The sequence below is a fragment of the Streptomyces sp. NPDC002580 genome (assembly GCF_042889485.1).
Lineage (GTDB): Bacteria > Actinomycetota > Actinomycetes > Streptomycetales > Streptomycetaceae > Streptomyces.
Map to the genome: position 1 here is coordinate 415,862 of NZ_JBIAQZ010000005.1, position 14,151 is coordinate 430,012.

The 14,151-nt window shown below is 70.7% G+C and carries 15 protein-coding genes and 1 riboswitch; of the genes, 8 read left to right on the forward strand and 7 right to left on the reverse strand.

All coding sequences use genetic code 11. The annotated features are described in order from the left end of the window. The first annotated feature begins 8 nt into the window (after window positions 1-8). The 4 genes from ACFYW7_RS18525 (at window position 9) to ACFYW7_RS18540 (ending at window position 4,245) form a co-directional block, all read left to right on the forward strand. A complete protein-coding gene (locus ACFYW7_RS18525) occupies window positions 9-929 on the forward strand; it encodes a MurR/RpiR family transcriptional regulator (RefSeq protein WP_389503414.1) in 921 nt (306 codons plus the stop codon). A 257-nt stretch (window positions 930-1,186) separates the two neighbouring features. Further along, window positions 1,187-2,122 (forward strand): N-acetylmuramic acid 6-phosphate etherase, encoded by a 936-nt coding sequence (gene murQ / locus ACFYW7_RS18530; protein WP_389503416.1) that lies wholly within the window; start codon window positions 1,187-1,189, stop codon window positions 2,120-2,122. Between the two features lie 16 nt (window positions 2,123-2,138). Then, window positions 2,139-3,623: a PTS transporter subunit EIIC gene (locus tag ACFYW7_RS18535; RefSeq protein WP_389503418.1), complete on the forward strand. Its 1,485-nt coding sequence runs from the start codon at window positions 2,139-2,141 to the stop codon at window positions 3,621-3,623. 34 nt (window positions 3,624-3,657) lie between these two features. Continuing rightward, window positions 3,658-4,245, forward strand: a complete 588-nt coding sequence (locus ACFYW7_RS18540; protein WP_389503420.1) for a hypothetical protein — start codon at window positions 3,658-3,660, stop codon at window positions 4,243-4,245. A gap of 91 nt (window positions 4,246-4,336) precedes the next feature. Here ACFYW7_RS18540 and ACFYW7_RS18545 read toward each other — a convergent pair whose 3' ends face one another. Together ACFYW7_RS18545 and ACFYW7_RS18550 are read right to left on the reverse strand one after the other, a co-directional pair. Beyond that, window positions 4,337-4,537: a hypothetical protein gene (locus tag ACFYW7_RS18545; protein WP_389503422.1), complete on the reverse strand. Its 201-nt coding sequence runs from the start codon at window positions 4,535-4,537 to the stop codon at window positions 4,337-4,339. Then, entirely contained in the window at window positions 4,534-4,770 is a 237-nt protein-coding gene (locus ACFYW7_RS18550) for a hypothetical protein (protein ID WP_389503424.1), read from the reverse strand. Before ACFYW7_RS18550 ends, ACFYW7_RS18545 begins: the two co-directional genes overlap by 4 nt. A 115-nt stretch (window positions 4,771-4,885) precedes the next feature. Between ACFYW7_RS18550 and ACFYW7_RS18555 the strand changes: the two genes are divergently transcribed. The 3 genes from ACFYW7_RS18555 to ACFYW7_RS18565 all read left to right on the forward strand — a co-directional run bounded on the left by ACFYW7_RS18555 (window position 4,886) and on the right by ACFYW7_RS18565 (window position 7,024). Next, entirely contained in the window at window positions 4,886-5,725 is an 840-nt protein-coding gene (locus ACFYW7_RS18555) for a helix-turn-helix domain-containing protein (protein WP_389503426.1), read from the forward strand. Further along, window positions 5,709-5,915 carry a DUF397 domain-containing protein gene (locus ACFYW7_RS18560; protein WP_389503428.1) on the forward strand — a complete coding sequence of 69 codons (207 nt, stop codon included), beginning with the start codon at window positions 5,709-5,711 and terminating at the stop codon, window positions 5,913-5,915. Before ACFYW7_RS18555 ends, ACFYW7_RS18560 begins: the two co-directional genes overlap by 17 nt. A 221-nt stretch (window positions 5,916-6,136) precedes the next feature. Next, complete coding sequence (locus ACFYW7_RS18565) at window positions 6,137-7,024, forward strand: hypothetical protein (RefSeq protein ID WP_389503430.1); 888 nt, start codon at window positions 6,137-6,139, stop codon at window positions 7,022-7,024. An 81-nt stretch (window positions 7,025-7,105) separates the two neighbouring features. Here the strand turns inward: ACFYW7_RS18565 and ACFYW7_RS18570 are convergent, their stop codons facing one another. The 5 genes from ACFYW7_RS18570 to thrC all read right to left on the reverse strand — a co-directional run bounded on the left by ACFYW7_RS18570 (window position 7,106) and on the right by thrC (window position 12,808). Continuing rightward, window positions 7,106-8,233, reverse strand: coding sequence for an NADH:flavin oxidoreductase (locus ACFYW7_RS18570; RefSeq protein WP_389503433.1), 1,128 nt, complete (start codon window positions 8,231-8,233; stop codon window positions 7,106-7,108). 298 nt (window positions 8,234-8,531) lie between these two features. Next, entirely contained in the window at window positions 8,532-10,157 is a 1,626-nt protein-coding gene (gene groL, locus ACFYW7_RS18575; RefSeq protein WP_365871436.1) for a chaperonin GroEL, read from the reverse strand. Between the two features lie 424 nt (window positions 10,158-10,581). After that, complete coding sequence (locus ACFYW7_RS18580) at window positions 10,582-10,785, reverse strand: cold-shock protein (protein WP_005315736.1); 204 nt, start codon at window positions 10,783-10,785, stop codon at window positions 10,582-10,584. Window positions 10,786-11,237: 452 nt separating this feature from the next. After that, complete coding sequence (locus ACFYW7_RS18585) at window positions 11,238-11,513, reverse strand: MoaD/ThiS family protein (protein WP_351120667.1); 276 nt, start codon at window positions 11,511-11,513, stop codon at window positions 11,238-11,240. Beyond that, complete coding sequence (gene thrC, locus ACFYW7_RS18590) at window positions 11,510-12,808, reverse strand: threonine synthase (RefSeq protein WP_389503437.1); 1,299 nt, start codon at window positions 12,806-12,808, stop codon at window positions 11,510-11,512. Before thrC ends, ACFYW7_RS18585 begins: the two co-directional genes overlap by 4 nt. Before the next feature lie 15 nt (window positions 12,809-12,823). Next, a riboswitch (SAM riboswitch) is annotated at window positions 12,824-12,991 on the reverse strand. Between the two features lie 205 nt (window positions 12,992-13,196). On the opposite strand from thrC, the gene ACFYW7_RS18595 reads away from it, so the two are divergent. Next, window positions 13,197-14,141, forward strand: coding sequence for a glucosyl-3-phosphoglycerate synthase (locus tag ACFYW7_RS18595; protein ID WP_389503439.1), 945 nt, complete (start codon window positions 13,197-13,199; stop codon window positions 14,139-14,141). Window positions 14,142-14,151 lie beyond the last annotated feature (10 nt).

Genomic DNA, 14,151 nt, shown 5'->3' on the forward strand with positions numbered 1-14,151 from the left:
TTCATCATGTGACCCATGACGTGAAGGAAATTTTCGCGGGTGAGGCGCCGCCCGCCCCCGCCGCCCTCGCGGCCAAGGTGCGGACCCTCGCCCCGTCGATGACCCGCTCCATGCAGCGGGTCGCCGAGGCCGTCGCCGGCGACCCGGCCGGCTGCGCGGCCCTCACGGTCACCGGCCTCGCCGAGCTCACCGGCACCAGCGAGGCCACGGTCGTGCGGACCGCCCGGCTCCTCGGCTATCCCGGCTACCGCGACCTGCGCCTCGCGCTCGCCGGGCTCGCCGCCCAGCAGCAGTCGGGACGGGCCCCGGCCGTCACCGCCGACATCGCGGTCGACGACCCCATCGCCGACGTCGTGGCCAAGCTCGCCTACGACGAACAGCAGACCCTCGCCGACACCGCCGCCGCGCTCGACACCGTCCAGCTCGGTGCCGCCGTCGCCGCGATAGCCACCGCCCGCCGCGTCGACATCTACGGAGTCGGCGCGTCCGGCCTGGTCGCCCAGGACCTGCTGCAGAAGCTCATGCGGATCGGTCTCATCGTGCACGCGCACAGCGACCCGCACCTCGCGGTGACCAACGCGGTGCAGTTGCGCGCCAAGGACGTGGCGATAGCCATCACGCACTCCGGCTCCACCGGCGACGTCATCGAACCGCTGCGGGTCGCCTTCGAGCACGGCGCGACGACCGTGGCGATCACCGGCCGCCCGAACGGACCGGTGGCGCAGTACGCCGACCACATCCTCACCACCTCGACCGCCCGCGAGAGCGAGCTGCGTCCGGCGGCCATGTCGTCGCGCACCAGCCAGCTGCTGGTGGTGGACTGTCTGTTCGTGGGGGTCGCCCAGCGCACCTACGAGACGGCGGCACCGGCGCTGTCCGCCTCGTACGAGGCCCTGGCCCACCGCCACACCCCGCGCGGCGGCCGATAGCCGCGCCACCGGCCCCACGGCACCACCCACACGACACGACCGCACGACACCGCCCCCACACCACGCCCCCGCGCCCCGACCGCGCGCGGCGGCCGACCGTCACACCGCACGACAGACCCGGGGGACTCGATCCAGCGGGGAGACCGCGGTCCCGTGGGCGTCCGGCCGCGCCCGCGCGACGGTGCCGCACACCGCTCCCGCCCGCACCCCGTCCCGGGGCGCGGTACGCCACCTCACCGGAAAGAGCCGCTCCCGTCATGACCTCCATGTCCCACCACGGCGATCTTCGAGCAGAGTTGGAGACGCTGACCACCGAGGCGTTCCGCCCCGAGCTGTCCGAGATCGACCGGCTGCCCACGCTGGAGATCGCGAAGCTCATGAACGGGGAGGACACGACGGTGCCGACGGCCGTCGCCGAGCGACTCCCGCTCATCGCCGACGCGATCGACGCCATCGCGGAGCGCATGGCCCGCGGCGGGCGTCTCGTCTACGCGGGCGCCGGCACCGCCGGCCGCCTCGGCGTCCTGGACGCCTCCGAGTGCCCGCCCACCTTCAACACCGATCCCTCCCGGGTCGTCGGGGTGATCGCGGGCGGTCCGACCGCGATGGTCACCTCGATCGAGGGCGCCGAGGACTCCCGGGAACTCGCGGCGGCGGATCTGGAGGCCCTCGCCCTCACGGCCGACGACACGGTGGTCGGGGTCTCCGCCTCGGGCCGCACCCCGTACGCCGTGGGCGCGGTCGAGCACGCCCGGTCGCGCGGCGCGCTGACGGTCGGCCTGTCCTGCAACGCGCACAGCCCGCTCGCGGCGGCCGCCGACCACGGCATCGAGGTCGTGGTCGGCCCCGAACTGCTCACCGGCTCCACCCGCCTGAAGTCCGGCACGGCGCAGAAGCTCGTCCTCAACATGCTGTCGACGATCACGATGATCCGGCTCGGCAAGACGTACGGGAACCTGATGGTCGACGTGCGCGCCTCGAACGAGAAGCTGCGGGCCCGCTCCCGCAGGATCGTCGCGCTCGCCACCGGCGCCTCCGACAAGGAGATCGAGGACGCGCTGGCGGCCACGGACGGCGAGGTGAAGAACGCCGTCCTGACGATCCTCGGCGACGTGGACGGCCCGACGGCCGCCCGCCTTCTGGAGGAGAGCGAGGGCCATCTGCGCGCCGCGCTGGCGGCGGCGGCCCGCTGACCAGCACGCTCGGGGAGTGCGTACACCGGACTCCACCACAGCAGCGGCGATCCTCCCCCTCGTGGGCGGCCCGCCGAACGTCCGCTCCGTCGCCCACTGCATGACCCGGCTCCGGCTGGGTCTGCGGGACCGGAGCCTGGTCGACGAGGACGGTCTGCGGGCGCTGCCCGCCGTCCTCGGCCTGGTCTCCGACGACGGCTCGTACCAGATCGTGCTGGGCCCGGGCACGGTCGCCCGGGTGGCGCCGGAGTTCGAGGCGCTCCTGACGACCCCGGCCGACCGCCTCCTGCCGGGCGGCACCGACCCGGCGACCGCGGCCGGGAGCCTCGCCGCGCCGGGCACCGGTCCCGCGACGACGGCCGAGGACCTCGCCCGGCACGGCGCCGAGCTGAAGGCCGCCCGGAGCCGGCGCAACGCCACCCCGTTCAAACTCCTCCTGCGGCGGATCGCCGACATCTTCGTGCCGCTGATCCCCGCGCTGATCGGCTGCGGGGTGATCGCGGGCCTGAACGGCCTGCTGATCAATCTCGGCGTGCTGACCGGCCTCACCCCGGCCCTGACCGCGATCTCCAGCGGGTTCATGGCGCTGATCGCCGTCTTCGTCGGCTTCAACACGGCCAAGGAGTTCGGCGGCACCCCGATCCTGGGCGGCGCGGTGGCCGCGGTCGTCGTGTACGCGGGGGTCGCCAGGGTGACGGTCCTCGGCATGACGCTCGCCCCGGGCCAGGGCGGTGTCCTCGGGGCCCTGGCCGCGGCGCTCCTCGGGACGTACGTGGAGAAGTGGTGCCGCCGCCGGGTCCCGCCGACCCTGGACGTCCTGGTCACCCCCACCGTCACCGTGCTGGTGACCGGCCTGGTCACCCTGTACGCCCTGATGTACGTCGCCGGTGAACTGTCCGCCGCCATCGGCGCGGCCGCCGCCTGGCTGCTCTCCACCACGGGAGCCTTCGCCGGTCTCGTCCTCGGCGCCCTGTTCCTCCCCCTGGTGATGCTGGGGCTGCACCAGGCCCTCATCCCCATCCACACCACGCTCATCGGGCAGCAGGGCTACACCGTCCTGCTGCCCGTCCTCGCCATGGCGGGCGCGGGGCAGGTCGGCGCCGCCCTCGCGGTGTACGTCCGGCTGCGCCACGACACCTCGCTGCGTACGACGATCAGATCGGCGCTCCCCGCCGGTCTCCTCGGCGTCGGCGAACCCCTGATCTACGGCGTCTCCCTCCCCCTCGGCCGCCCCTTCCTCACCGCCTGCGTGGGCGGCGCGGCGGGCGGCGCCTTCATCGGCTTCTTCTCGATGCTGGGCGACCAGGTCGGCTCGACGGCCATCGGCCCCTCCGGCTGGGCCCTGTTCCCGCTGCTGTCCGGCAACCGGGGCCTCGCCCTCACCGCGGCGATCTACGCGGGCGGTCTGTTCACGGGGTACGCCGTCGGGTTCACGGCCACCTACTTCTTCGGCCTCCGCGGCCGTTCCCCGGTCCGCGCGGCGGAACCGGCCGCCGTGTAGCCGGACTGTCGGTGGCGCGTGCGAGGCTGGTGTCATGAACCACGCACAGCTGACCGCCCTCGGCCGCGCCCTGCGGCTGCTCGGGGAGCACGGCGAATCCCTGAACGCCGACACCCCCGACGCCAAGCTGCACGAGGTCAAGGCGGACCTGAAGCGGGCGCTGGACCTGCTCGACGAGACGGTGACGACGGCGGCGCCGACCACCCGCTGCTCCGAGCACCCGAACGGCCCGGTGGACGAGAGCGCCCCGGACCGCTGCCTGCTGTGCGAGACGCGCCGCCGCACGGCCCGCCGCACCGAGGTCAACGACGCGTACGCGCACGGCCGGACGCCCTCCCCGGACGAGCTCCCCGACCGCGCCATGTCGCGGTACGGCGTCCGGGGCGACCGGCCCATGCCCCAGCAGCGCTGGCTCCCGGAAGTCTGGACCGGCCAGGAGTGGCACCTCTGCGGCACGCCCCGCCGCGACCGCCAGGAAGCCGAGCGCTACCTCGCCGCCGAGCGCAGGACCCCCCGGCCCGGCATGGCCTACCGCCTGGTCCACGAGTTCACCGACTACGAGGTGCTCCGCATCTGGGGCACGCCGGTCAAGGTCGACATCGAACCGATGGGGAACCTGTAGGCGACCCGGCCCGCACGGGAGCGCGCCCGCCCGAGGACACCGGCGTCGGCCGCCGAGCCCGCGCCGCCCGGGTCGCTCACCGGTCACCCGGTCACGGCAGGCGTCCCTCCGCGTTGAGCCTCCGCACCCTGGCCCGCAGCACCTCGCCCGGCGGCGCCTCCCCGAGCGCGTCGGGAGGACAGTCCCACTCGCGTCCCCCTCCGGGCGGCCTCAGTTGCACGTAGCCTCCCTCGCGGCCCATCACCTGGCCGAGCCGTCCGTCCCGTACGTCGACGGCGTACTCCTCGCTCATGCCTCGCCACCGCCCTCGCCGGTGCCGCACGCGCGCAGTACGGCGGTCAGCCTCTGGGCGGTGCCCACGTTGCAGCGGCCGAGCGCGACCAGGGCGAACGGCTCGCCGCTCGCGCCGGTCACCGGATCGACCCCCAGTGACGGCAGCACCACCCCGACCCCGGTCAGGGCCGCCCGCAGCTCCGCCACGATCTCCTCCGTCGGCCGCACCCGGTTGTTCGACGTCATGCCCATCGCACCGATCCCTCCACGTTGAGTGTTCGCTTTCACCACCCAGCGTGACCACTACCCCTCTAGCCTGGGAAGGGACGGCGGTCCAACAACCCCTCCTGTTGGACAAGGAGTTGCCATGCCCGGATCCAAGGACCTCGACCCGTCCTCCTCACCGCGCGCCATGATCGGCGCCGAGCTGCGGCACGCCCGCGAGAACGCGGGCCTGAGCCAGTCCGAACTGGGCGAACCGCTCTTCGTCAGCGGTTCGTTCATCGGCCAACTGGAGTCGGGGACGCGGCGGTTGCAGCTTGAGTACGCCGTCCGGATAGACGAGATCCTGGGGGCGAACGGGTTCTTCGAGCGCAATTGCAGGGCGCTGGCCAGGTCCAGGTACCCGGACCACTTCGTGGAGGCGGCGGAGGCGGAGGCGGTTGCCACGGCGATCAGGGAGTTCGCGCCGACGCTGGTCCCCGGGCTGTTGCAGTCGAAGGAGTACGCGCAGGCGATGTTTCGCAGGGGACGTCCAACGGCAAAGACGCAGGTCATCGACGAGTTGGTCGCGGCCCGGCTCGACCGCGCGCGTTTGCTCGACGATCCAACAACGCCGTTGTTGTGGGTGATTCTTGACGAGGCGGTACTACGCCGGAAGGTCGGCGAGGGGCCGGTCATGGCCTCGGCCCTGCGCCACATCACCGGCCTGGCCGAGAGGCACCGAGTGATCGTGCAGGTACTGCCGTTCACGGCGGGAGCACACATGGCCATGGAGGGTTCCCTCAAGCTGATGGCTTTCGACAGTGCGCCGCCGCTCGCCTACTTGCAGGGCCTGGGAACAGGCCGGCTGGAGGACGACCCGGCGACTGTCGCCCACCACGACCTGACCTTCCATCTCCTCGCGGCCAACGCGCTCTCACCGCAAGAATCACTGGCCCTGATCTGCTCGGTAGCAGAGGATTACGCGCATGAGGAACAGCCGTGAATACGACCTGAGCCACGCCACCTGGCACAAGTCCACCTACAGCGGAGCAAGCGGCGGCGACTGCCTGGAGGTCGCCGAAGGTCACCCCACGCTCGTCCCCGTCCGGGACTCCAAGAACCCCGAAGGGCCCCGACTCACGTTCCGGGCCCGGGCGTGGGCGGCCTTCCTCGAAGGGGTCAAGGCCCGGTAACCCCAGGTCCGAAGCTCAAGTACCGAACTCCGAGCGGTCTTTGCAAGGAATGGGCGGTGGGCCCAACCCACCCGCCCACCCTTGCGAGTTGACTTGCCGCGATCGACTTGCCACGCACAGTCACCAGGCTCTAGCGTGCGCAAAGAACGAACAACCCCCGCCAGGTGCGCCAACACCTGCGGGGGTCTGACCAGCGAGATCCGACGAATGAGGTCGATCCCATGGCTGACGCCAACTTTAGTGCTGTGCCTCGCTCCACGCACGCCTTCCCCCACCCGATGGCCAATCCCGGCTACGGAAAGCGCAGCGCACCAGGGCAACGCCCCCGCGCGAGCGACGACTTCGCACACCTCCCGCCCCGCGAGGCGGCGATCGCCGCGTACGTCGACCGTCTCCCGGACGGCGCCGACATCTCCGTGAAAACGCTGGCCAAGGAGCTGCCGTACGGACAGTGCGCGTTGCGTACCGCGCTCAACAACCTGACCCGGGCGGGTCACTTGCGCCGTGGACGCGAACACCTGGCCGGTTCGGGCAGCTCCCGCTGGGTCACCCGATCGTGGTTCACCCGAACGGCGCGCGACGACGGCTGGTGGGCGCTGTTCAGCCGCGGCGGCATCCCGGAAGAGCCCCCGGACCGGCGGTCCGCCCCGACCCGGTCCCGCGCCCACATCCTGCTGGCGGCGCTGGGCCGTACGACCCCCGCCCTGTCCCTGTCGGCCAGGGACTGCGCGGATCTCGCCCCCCTGCTCGCGGAGTGGTTCACGAGGGGCGCCACCGACGAACAGGTGGTCCGGGCCCTCACCGCGGGGCTCCCCGTTCCCGTCCACAGTCCGGCCGCCCTCGTACGCACCCGCCTGCGGGACAAACTCCCACCCGAGCCCGCGCCCGAGCCCGTGGGAGAAGCCCCGAGCCCGCCCGACCGCATGCTGGAGTGCGCGGAATGCCGCGCCCCGGGCAGTCCGGAAGCCCTGCCGGGCGGCTTCTGCGGACGGTGCAGCGGGAAGGCCGTTCCCTCCGGGACCGCTCCCCTGACGTCCACGACGGTCCGCGCCCACGCGGCCGAGATCCGCGCCGCGATGGCACACCGCCGCGAAAGGGCACCCGTGTGACGGCTCCCCGCACGGGTGCCGACACCTCGGCCGGGACGGCGTCCTGCGCCGTCCCGGCCGAGGGCGTCGATCCAGGGGACGTCAGCTGAGCGAGCCGAGCGCCGCCGCGTCGTACGGGGCCAGTTCGTCGAAACGGCCGGCGAGGACCTTCGCCGCCCACTCGGGGTCCTGGAGCAGCGCGCGGCCGATGGCGACCATGTCGAACTCGTCGCGCTCCAGGCGGTCGAGGAGATCGTCGATGCCGCGGACGGTGGAACCCTCGCCCTGGAAGGCCTTGATGAAGTCGCCGTTCAGGCCGACCGAGCCGACGGTGATGGTCGGCTTGCCGGTCAGCTTCTTCGTCCAGCCGGCGAGGTTGAGGTCGGAGCCGTCGAACTCGGGCAGCCAGTAGCGGCGCGTGGAGGCGTGGAAGGCGTCCACTCCGGCCGCGGCGAGCGGCGCGAGGATGGCCTCCAGCTCCTCCGGGGTCTCGGCGAGGCGGGCCTCGTAGGCCTGCTGCTTCCACTGCGAGTAGCGGAAGAGGATGGGGAACTCCGGGGAGACGGCGGCGCGCACGGCCGCGACGATCTCGGCCGCGAACTTCGCGCGGGCCACCGGGTCGCCGCCGTACGCGTCCTCGCGCCGGTTGGTGCCGGACCACAGGAACTGGTCGAGCAGGTAGCCGTGGGCGCCGTGCAGTTCGACTCCGTCGAAGCCGAGGCGCTCGGCGTCCACCGCCGCCTGGACGAACGCCCCGAGGACGTCGTCCAGGTCCTGCCGGGTCATGGCCTTGCCGGTGGCCTCGGCGCCCTCCTTGAAGATGCCGGACGGACCGACCGGCGGGGCGTCCGCGAACGGCGGCTGACCCGCCCTGCGCACCATGCCGATATGCCACAGCTGCGGCACGATCGTCCCGCCGGCCGCGTGCACGCCGTCGACGACCTTCGCCCAGCCCGCCAGCTGCTCCTCGCCGTGGAAGCGCGGAACGCGGTCGCTCTGGCCGGCCGAGTCGTGACCGACGTACGTGCCCTCGGTGACGATCAGGCCCACGCCCGCGGCGGCGCGGCGGGAGTAGTACCCGACCACGTCCTCACCCGGGACGCCGCCCGGGGAGAACTCGCGGGTCATCGGAGCCATCACGATCCGGTTCGGGACGGTGAGGCCGCCCAGGGCGACGGGCCGGGAAAGGATCTCGGCCGCGCGGGAGGCGGCGGACGCGGTGACACTCACGTGGGGGGCTCCTCGGGAGGGGGACGGTACACCGATAACGGTAGACCAGCTGGTATGTGCACACGCATGGAATGCATGTGAGTAGCACAACAGCCATGCCGCCCGCGCGCATTCCGCCCGTCCGGCACCACGTCATGTGATCCCCGCCACGCGAGGCGCGCGCCACCGGACCGGACCGCGCGGGTCGGCCGGCGACCGGCCCGCCCTCCGCGCCCTGTACCGGAAAAGCCCGAGGGCGGCACTCCCTGTCGCCAGGAAGTGCCGCCCTCGGTAAGGACGTTGATCAACCAGAGGTCGATCAGAAGTCCATGTCACCGCCCGGCATGCCGCCCGGAGCGCCGCCCGCGGCGGCCTTCTCCGGCTTGTCGGCGATGACGGCCTCGGTGGTCAGGAACAGCGCGGCGATGGAGGCGGCGTTCTGCAGGGCAGAGCGCGTCACCTTCGCCGGGTCGATGATGCCTTCGGCGATCATGTCGACGTACTCACCGGTCGCGGCGTTCAGGCCGTGGCCGACGGGCAGGTTGCGCACCTTCTCGACGATGACGCCACCCTCGAGACCACCGTTGACGGCGATCTGCTTGAGCGGGGCCTCCAGGGCGAGCCGCACGGCGTTCGCGCCGGTCGCCTCGTCACCCGTGAGCTCGAGCTTCTCGAAGACCGAGGAAGCCTGGAGCAGGGCCACGCCACCACCGGCGACGATGCCCTCCTCGACGGCCGCCTTCGCGTTGCGAACGGCGTCCTCGATGCGGTGCTTGCGCTCCTTAAGCTCGACCTCGGTGGCGGCACCGGCCTTGATGACGGCCACGCCGCCGGCCAGCTTCGCCAGGCGCTCCTGGAGCTTCTCGCGGTCGTAGTCCGAGTCCGAGTTCTCGATCTCGGCACGGATCTGGTTGACCCGGCCGGCGACCTGGTCGGCGGAGCCGGAGCCGTCGACGATCGTGGTCTCGTCCTTGGTGATGACGACCTTGCGGGCACGGCCCAGCAGGTCCAGACCCGCGTTCTCCAGCTTGAGGCCGACCTCCTCGGAGATGACCTCGCCGCCCGTGAGGATGGCGATGTCGCCGAGCATGGCCTTGCGGCGGTCACCGAAGCCCGGAGCCTTGACGGCGACGGACTTGAAGGTGCCACGGATCTTGTTGACGACCAGGGTCGACAGCGCCTCGCCCTCGACGTCCTCGGCGATGATCAGCAGCGGCTTGCCGCCCTGCATGACCTTCTCGAGGAGCGGGAGCAGGTCCTTGACGTTCGCGATCTTGGAGTTCGCGATCAGGATGTACGGGTCGTCGAGGACGGCCTCCATACGCTCCATGTCGGTGGCGAAGTACGCCGAGATGTAGCCCTTGTCGAAGCGCATACCCTCGGTGAGCTCCAGCTCCAGACCGAAGGTCTGGGACTCCTCGACGGTGATGACGCCTTCCTTGCCGACCTTGTCCATCGCCTCGGCGATGAGCTCGCCGATCTGGGTGTCGGCGGCGGAGATGGAGGCCGTGGAAGCGATCTGCTCCTTGGTCTCGACATCCTTCGCCTGCTCGAGCAGGGCACCGGAGACGGCCTCGACGGCCTTCTCGATACCGCGCTTGAGGGCCATCGGGTTGGCGCCGGCGGCGACGTTGCGCAGACCCTCGCGCACGAGCGCCTGGGCCAGCACGGTCGCCGTGGTCGTACCGTCACCGGCGACGTCGTCCGTCTTCTTGGCGACTTCCTTGACCAGCTCGGCGCCGATCTTCTCGTACGGGTCCTCGAGCTCGATCTCCTTGGCGATGGAAACACCATCGTTGGTGATCGTGGGCGCGCCCCACTTCTTCTCGAGGACGACGTTACGGCCCTTGGGGCCGAGGGTGACCTTGACGGCGTCGGCGAGCTGGTTCATCCCGCGCTCGAGACCGCGCCGTGCCTCCTCGTCGAACGCGATGATCTTGGCCATGTGAAGTGGTCCTCCCGGACGGGGTGGATTTCTCCGGATCGTGCCCGCGCCCGCGACGGACGGCCTGCAAGCCTTGTGGTTCCTTGCCCCACAGGCCCGCGGGCCTCACTGGCCCGATCCAAGTTCTGTCACTCTCACTGGGAGAGTGCTAACGCCAATGATTAGCACTCGACCCCTGCGAGTGCAAGCGCCTCTCACCAAAAACAGGCCTCCGGCCGGGCCTCGCAAGGGGCCGGGCGGGGGCGCTCGCGGGTGTTCGCGGGCGCACCGATGGGCGCGCGCGAGGCGGTCGGGAGACGGCCCGAGGGGCGCGGAGCCCCCGGATGGGCCGCCGGAGTCGGCCGGGGACGCACGAGGGGCCCGCATCCCTGGTGGGATGCGGGCCCCTCGGCGTGAGTGCGTCGGTGGCCGTTCGCGCCCGGATCTAGACGGCGAGTTTGACCATGTCCGCCTGCGGACCCTTCTGGCCCTGCGAGATTTCGAACTCCACTCGCTGACCCTCTTCAAGGGTGCGGTAGCCGTCCATCTGAATCGCGCTGTAGTGCACGAAGACGTCCGCACCACCGTCGACCGCGATGAAGCCGTACCCCTTCTCCGCGTTGAACCACTTGACGGTGCCCTGAGCCATGCCTAACTCCCCTATTACTGGCCCTTGCACAGATCCACACTTCGCGGATCCGGGTCAGACCTCACCCCCCCAAACGGTTGGGGGTGTGCGCCGGAACGCGTCGACCGCGGCTGAATGTATCTGCCCAACTGCCCTCTGCAACAGGTCAATCGGACGAGAATTCTGGGCATGGCCGATCAATGACATGCGGAGAATACGTAAGGATCCGGGGCAAGTCGGGCCCCGCAAATGCCATGAACTGCCCAAAAAGACGGGCCAGTTTGGCTACTTCTTGTCGGCTGCGGAACGACTACTCATATGCGTCCGGCATGAAACCAACATCCAAAGCGAAGTGGCTTCCCCAACTGTAGCGCGCTCAATCATGCAGAATTGCCCCCTCCGTTTCTCTCACGGAGGGGGCAATTCGATGAACTCAGCGTGTTCGGCATTACCGAGGGTAACGAACGGAGCGGTCAGCCTCCGGCGACGGCCGGAATGATCGAGACGCCCACACCGTCCGGCGTCGCCGTCTGAAGGCCCTGCTCGAACCGGACGTCGTCGTCGTTGACGTACACGTTGACGAAGCGGCGCAGCTTGCCCTGGTCGTCCAGGACGCGCGCGGCGATGCCCGTGTGGTTGCTCTCCAGGTCGGCGATGACCTCGGCGAGGGTCGTTCCCTCGGCGCTCACCTCGGCGGCGCCCCCGGTGTAGGTGCGCAGGATGGTGGGGATGCGGACGTTGACGCTCATGATGCGAGGCCAGCCTCTCGGAAGGAGTCGAGGTTCGGGCGGATGGTCGCGGTCAGCCCGGTGTCCGAGGCCACCGCGTCCAGGGTCTTGAGGCCGTCACCGGTGTTCAGCACGACCGTGGTGAGGGTCGGGTCGAGGAGGCCGTTCTCGATCAACTTGCGGGTGACGCCCACGGTCACCCCGCCGGCCGTCTCCGCGAAGATGCCCTCGGTGCGCGCGAGCAGCTTGATCGCGTCGACGATCTGCTCGTCGTTCACGTCCTCCACCGCTCCGCCGGTGCGCCGCGCGATGTCGAGCACGTACGGCCCGTCCGCGGGGTTGCCGATGGCGAGCGACTTGGCGATGGTGTCCGGCTTCTGCGGCCGTACGACGTCGTGACCGGCCTTGTAGGCGACGGAGACCGGGGAGCAGCCCTCGGCCTGGGCGCCGAAGATCTTGTACGGCCGGTCCTCGACGAGCCCGAGCTCGATCAGCTCCTGGAGCCCCTTGTCGATCTTCGTGAGCTGGGAGCCGGAGGCGATCGGCACGACGAGCTGGTCGGGGAGCTTCCAGCCGAGCTGCTCGCAGATCTCGTACGCCAGCGTCTTGGAGCCCTCGGCGTAGTACGGCCGCAGGTTGACGTTGACGAAGCCCCAGCCCTCGCCGGCCGGGTCGCCGATCAGCTCGGAGCAGAAGCGGTTCACGGCGTCGTAGTTGCCCTCGATGCCGACGAGCTCGCCGCCGTAGACCGCGGCCATGACGACCTTGCCCTGCTCCAGGTCGTGCGGGATGAACACGCAGGAGCGGAAACCGGCGCGGGCCGCCGCGGCGCCCACGGCGCCGGCGAGGTTGCCGGTGGAGGAGCAGGAGAGGGTGGTGAAGCCGAAGACGCGGGCCGCTTCGATGGCCTGGGCGACCACGCGGTCCTTGAAGGAGTGCGTCGGGTTGCCGGAGTCGTCCTTGACGAAGAGCCTGCCGGCGTCGACGCCGAGCTCGCGGGCCAGGTTGTCGGCCTGGACGAGCTTGGTCCAACCGGGGTTGATGTTCGGCTTGTCGGCCACGTCCGCGGGGACGGGCAGGAGGGGCGCGTAGCGCCAGATGTTCGTGGGTCCCGCTTCGATGCGCTTGCGGAGTTCCTCGGTCTCGTAGGCCGAGAAGTCGTAGGCGATCTCCAGCGGGCCGAAACACTCCTCGCAGGCGAAGACCGGGCCTAGCGGGACACGGTGCCCGCACTCGCGGCAGGAAAGCGCCGCGGCCGGGCCGAGGTCCACCGCGTCGGCGGAGTTCGTGGTACTTGCAACTGTCTGCGCAGCCATGGAGGCGAGGCCCTTTCCTCATCTTCCCCACGGCGCACTTCGCCGTGAGACGGACTTGGCACCTTCCCGAGCCGGGAGCCTCGCTACCTGACCGACGTCGATCCGACGTCGAGCGGTACGAGACCGGCTGGAGGGTTGCCGGGGCTTCATCGGGCCGTATCCCTCTGCCCCTCTGGATGAGCGGTATTTGATTGTTGAACTGTTGAACCTGGCACGGACCGACGATCCAGGACATGCGATGGTCATCCGCGTTGTTCAAGACTGTAACCGAAGGCCAGGACAGTTGAGATAGTCGTCCGAACCGCGAGACGACGCCCATCGATCCGCCGCTGGCCGCAGCGGGCACGCCGATGAGAGCGTGTGATCAGACAGTGAGGAGCCGCAGACGGTGCTGAATGAAGTCGAAAACTGGCTGAGCACACGCTCCTGGTCCCTGACCGACCGCCCGCTCCACAAGCTCATGGCGGCGAAACGCGTCAGCGGGTCGACGGTCAGCGTCGTGCTGCCCGCGCTCGACGAGGAGGAGACGGTCGGCGAGATCGTCGCGATCATCCGCCACGACCTGATGCAGCAGGTACCCCTCGTCGACGAGATCGTCGTCGTCGACTCGGGCTCGACCGACCGCACCTCCGCGGTCGCCGCCGCCGCCGGCGCGCGGGTCGTGCACCGCGACGACATCCTCCCGCGGATCCCCGCGGTGCCCGGCAAGGGCGAGGTGCTGTGGCGGTCGCTGCTCGTGACGAGCGGGGACATCGTGTGCTTCGTCGACGCGGACCTCAGGGAGTTCTCGTCCGACTTCGTCACCGGGATCGTGGGCCCGCTGCTCACCGATCCCGGCGTCGACCTGGTCAAGGCCATGTACGACCGCCCGCTGGGCGGCGCCACGGGACAGGGCGGCCGGGTCACCGAGCTGATGGCCCGCCCGCTGCTGAACATGCACTGGCCGCAGCTCGCGGGCTTCGTCCAGCCGCTCGGCGGCGAGTACGCCGCCCGCCGCTCCCTGCTCGAACGGCTCCCGTTCCCCGTCGGCTACGGCGTCGAACTGGGCATGCTCGTGGACGCCCTGCACCTGGTGGGCCTCGACGCCCTCGCCCAGGTCGACGTCGGCGTGCGCAAGCACCGCCACCAGGACGGCCAGGCGCTGGGCCGGATGGCCGCCGCGATCTACCGCACCGCCCAGCTCCGGCTCGCCCGCGGCCATCTGATCCGCCCCGCCCTCACCCAGTTCGAGCGCGGCCGGGACGGTTTCCGGCCGCGCACGTACTCGGTGGACACCGAGGAGAGGCCCCCGATGACCGAAATCTCCGAGTACCGGCGGCACAAAGCCGCGTAGACCGGCCCGA